This is a genomic window from Nocardia sp. NPDC003345, from assembly GCF_053589395.1.
Genome location: NZ_JBSFRU010000438.1, coordinates 1 through 4,344, shown reverse-complemented (window position 1 = coordinate 4,344; position 4,344 = coordinate 1). Strand labels below are relative to the sequence as shown.

4 protein-coding genes are annotated in these 4,344 nt (G+C 67.4%); 1 reads left to right on the top strand and 3 read right to left on the bottom strand.

Translation table 11 applies throughout. The annotated features are described in order from the left end of the window. From ACWDU1_RS30100 to ACWDU1_RS30090, 3 genes are all read right to left on the bottom strand, one after another. Positions 1-464 (bottom strand): MFS transporter (locus ACWDU1_RS30100; protein ID WP_450003650.1); only part of this gene is annotated, 464 nt, incomplete at its 3' end. A 112-nt stretch (positions 465-576) separates the two neighbouring features. Continuing rightward, positions 577-1,470 carry a glycine betaine ABC transporter substrate-binding protein gene (locus ACWDU1_RS30095; RefSeq protein ID WP_450003648.1) on the bottom strand — a complete coding sequence of 298 codons (894 nt, stop codon included), beginning with the start codon at positions 1,468-1,470 and terminating at the stop codon, positions 577-579. Between the two features lie 234 nt (positions 1,471-1,704). Beyond that, entirely contained in the window at positions 1,705-2,277 is a 573-nt protein-coding gene (locus ACWDU1_RS30090) for a TetR/AcrR family transcriptional regulator (protein WP_450003646.1), read from the bottom strand. 114 nt (positions 2,278-2,391) lie between these two features. Between ACWDU1_RS30090 and ACWDU1_RS30085 the strand changes: the two genes are divergently transcribed. Continuing rightward, the gene (locus ACWDU1_RS30085) at positions 2,392-3,882 is read left to right on the top strand and encodes a hypothetical protein (protein ID WP_450003644.1); all 1,491 of its coding nucleotides are present in this window, start codon (positions 2,392-2,394) and stop codon (positions 3,880-3,882) included. Positions 3,883-4,344: the final 462 nt, after the last annotated feature.

Below are 4,344 nucleotides of genomic sequence, written 5' to 3'. Positions count from 1 at the left end.
CCGCCCAGGATCGGCCCGACCAGGGTCGCCAGTCCGGCCACCGCGCCCCACAGCCCCATCGCGGCACCGCGACCCTCCGGCGGGAAGGTCCGGGTGATGACGGCCATGGTCTGCGGGGTCATCAGCGCCGCGCCCAGACCCTGCACCGCACGGGCGGCGATCAGGGTCTCGATATCCCCGGACAGCCCGCACCACAGCGAGGCCAGCGTGAACACCGTCAGGCCGATCAGATAGATGTTCTTCGGCCCGAAACGGTCGCCGAGACGCCCGGTGATCAGCAGTGGTACCGCATAGGTGAGCAGATACGCGCTGGTCACCCAGATGACCGACGAGATATCGGCTTGCAGATCTTCCATGATCGCCGGGTTGGCGACCGCCACGATGGTGACATCGAGCAAGATCATGAAGAAGCCGACGACCAGCGCCGCCAGGGCCAGCCACGGATTACGTTGAGTGGTGGGCATAGATTCCATTCCTGTCCCAGCGGCGCCGGATGCGCCGGTTCATGGATCCGTCAGGTACTACGCCGCAGGCCACGCCAACATTCCGGGCATATCGGACCGATTGTGACTCCCGCTAGAGACCGTGGGCGTCCAGCCATGTCCGGGCCAGTTCGGCGGGGTCGCCGCCGTCGTCGCGGATCCGCAGTACCAGCGTGGACAACTCGTCGGTGGTGAGTTCACCCGCCACATAGTTCAGCTTTTCCAGCTGCTTCTCACCCAACACCCCTTTGCGCAGCAGCGCCAGCGGATTCTCGGCGCGGATCGCGTCGCCGGAATCGGCGAGCACCGTCAGGCCGTCGATACCGCCGGGCAGGAATTCGGCGGGCCCGCCCAGAACCGCGGCCTGGATCCGCCCCTCCACCAGCGCGCGCCGCAGCTCGGCCGGATCGTCGAACACCTGCGTGGACGCGAACTCGCAGCCCTGGATCCCGGCCGCGCGCGCCGGCGGCTCGAGCAGCCCCGGAACCCCGGCGGCGCCCGCCACCAGCGTGGGACACTGCCCGGCCAGCTGCGCCACCGAGTCGATGCCGCGCTGCCGCGCGGTCTCGGCGGTCACCAGCACCCGGGGTTCGAGATCGGCGCCGTCGGCCGGGTCGGAGGTGATGGTGCCCTGGGGCAGCGATCCGTTCAGTTCCTCGGTGACCTTCTCGGTATCGGCGGCGTCCGCGCCGGCGTTCAGTTCGGCCAGCAGCGCGCCGTTGTGATCGGCGACCACGGTCACCGTGCCCGCGTCCAGCGCCGCGAACACCGCCGTCCGGTCGCCCAGATCCGGTTCGACCCGGGCCGGCGATCCCGTCCTGGCCAGCGCCTGCGCGTAGATCTCGGCCAGCACCCGCGACTCCGCCGACCGCTGCGCCCCCACCACCACCGGTTCATCGCCTTCGCCCCCACCGCAGGAGACCGCCAGCACCGCCAGTACCGGCACCAGCATCCGGCCCAGGACCCGTATCGACGCGGGCGCCACCATCGCGCGAAACACCTCTTCCCTCACCTGCTCGCCGCACCCGGACCCGGGTGCTCAACAGCACCGGAATCTACCGGCGCGCACCGTCGCACACGCGCCCGGGCAGCCATCGCGCCGCCGGGTGTCGCCATTGGTGCGAACCACCGTCTCGGGTGCCGGTGCGCATGGGCGTGCTCCGGATCCCGGCGGCCACCACGGCGGTAACCACGGGGGCGGCCGGGTCGTGGTCGCGTGGCTTCACGAGGAGTGCTCGGACGCGAGCACGGAAACGGCGGCGGCGATCCGGCTCGCACCGCGTGCGTCGGTGGGGTCGGCCAGCCATTGCAGCACGGCGCCGTTGATGAGGGAGAGCGCGACAGAGCCGACGGTCTCGGCCTGTTCGGCGCTGACGGTGTCGCGTTCGACGCCGAGCACGAGCGCGGCGATATCGCGGCGTGCGGTGCTGTAGACCCGGCGGAGTTGTTCGCGTAGCTCCGGCACGAATTCCGACAGGGCGTAGGACTGCACGCTCGCGACGAGCACGCGTCGCTCCTCCGGCCCGGCGGCGAGGATGCCTTCGATGAAGCGCTGGAGACGCTGCGCGGGTGGTCCGGCGCCGAGGGAGCCTGCCTGGGTCAGGCGCTCGCCCCACTCTTCGATGATTTCGAGGACCGCGGCGTTGATCAGGGCGTCTTTGGTGCCGAAGTGGTACCCGATCGAGGCGAGATGCGCGCCGGACGCGTTCGCGATATCGCGCGCGGTGGTGTTGGCGTAGCCGCGTTCCACGATGCAGGTACGCGCTCCTGCCAGCAGTTGCTCCTTCTGCCCCATGCTCCGCACCCTAACAGATCCTTGTACAAATGTTCTGTACGTTTGTTCTGTACAAATGTTCTTTACGAACGTACCGTACATTTGTACAAATCCGGTCGATCCAGAGAAGGACTCATGAACGACATCTCCCTGCTCAGCCCGCCGGCGCATGTCCCGGCGACCCCGGTCCGCCCGCTCTGGACCAGCGACAGCCGACCTATCCGGACGGTGCTGACGACGCATCTGTGGACATCACCACCCGTCGAACGTGGCGCTCCCGGCCACGACCGTGCCTTCGCCGCACTGCGCGACCTGCGTGTCGACTACGCGCGCTTCCTGCCGTGGTTCTCGAATCCGCTGGTCTCGGTGCCCGCGCTTACGGCGCCCACCTCGACAACGACCTCCTGGGATTTCACGCGCCTGGACCCATTCGTGGAAGATTTCGTCGACGCCGCCGAAGGGCGCCCCATCACGGCGAACTTCGCGACCATCCCGCATTGGATGTTCGTCGGCGGTGACGACGTCGAACTCGGCGACGATCCGGACACGATCCACTGGGGCTACGAAAGCGGCACCGTCTTCCGGGACGAGTCCCTGGCCGAGGTCGCCGACTACTTCTTCCGTCTCGCCAGCTGGTACATCGCCGGCGGTTTCCACGACGAGAACGGCGTATGGCACGAGTCGGGCCACAACTATCGATTCGCCTACTGGGAAGTCCTCTGCGAACCCGACCTCAACCGGCAGATGAGCCCCGAGATCTACACCCGCCTCTACGACGCGGTCGTCGCACGCCTACGTCCGCTCGACCCCGAGATGCAATTCATCGGGCTGTCGCTGAGCCACGTCCACCACAATCCCGAGTACTTCTGGCACTTCCTCGACCCGGCCAATCACGCGCCGGGCATCCCGCTCGACGCATTCTCGATCCACTTCTACGCCTCGCCCGATATCGTCAACCCATTCGGCCCCGACGGTAACCCACCCACTTCCACCTGGGAGACGACATTCTTCGCCCAAGCCGAGGGGTTCCTCGAACAGGTGCGTTTGATCGCCTCCATCGCCCGGCGCCTCTCACCCGGCACCAAGATGCTTCTCAACGAGATCGGGACCTACCCATCCGACATCATGAACCCCGATCCCGTCATCCCCCACGAGTACTGGGCGCTCAGCGCCGGCTGGCACACCTACCTCTGGGCGCGCTGCCTCGAACTCGATATCGACCTCTTCGGAGTCGCCGAGTTCAACGGCTATCCCGGAATGATCCCGGCCGTGTCGCTGGTCGATTGGGAAACCGGCGAACCGAACGCCCGCTACCACGCCACGAAACTCATGGCCGACCACATCCGCCCCGGCGACCGGCTGGTGCCCACTACCACCGGCGTGCCCGGGTACCCCGATGCGCGCGTCCACGCGCAAGCCGTCGTCGGCGCCGACGGCCTGCGCCGCATCGTTCTCGTGAACAAACGAGGCGTGCCCATGAATGTGGAAGTCGCTGACTGCAGCCGAAACTCCACGCTGTACTCGGTAGACGCGTCGACCCCTACAGGCGCACCGACGGCCCACACCATCGGAGAGGGACGCCTCACACTCCCGCCCTACGCATCGGCGGTTCTGATCCTGGAATAAGACCGGATACTCGGAACCCGAGCGCCTCCCGCACGGGTCCACAGGCCGGGACTCGGCGACCACAGAGAGGCGCGATATACGCGCACGAAACATAGGTTTCGGCGTTTGAGCGCTTCCCTGATCACGGAACCCGCCCAGGTTGCGAGCAGGCTTGCTCGTGAGGTGGGCGGGCGGCTTGGCTCGTGAAGGTGAGAGGTGACCTTGCCCACCGAGGTGAGAAGGTATCCCCACCCGCCGAGGCGGAAGGTAACCCCCACTCACCGAGGTAGGGAGGTGACCTTGCCTGCCGAGGCGGGAAAGTGACCTTGCTCGCCAAGGTGAGGCAGGTGACCTTGCCCGCCAAGGTGAGGCAGGTGACCTTGCCCGCCAAGGTTCTGTGTTTATTGGCGCGGCTTCGCCGCGCGGGGTTCGGCCCCTCAAGCGTCTGCTGTCAGCGCTCGAGACTCGCGGCTGCGCCGCCTC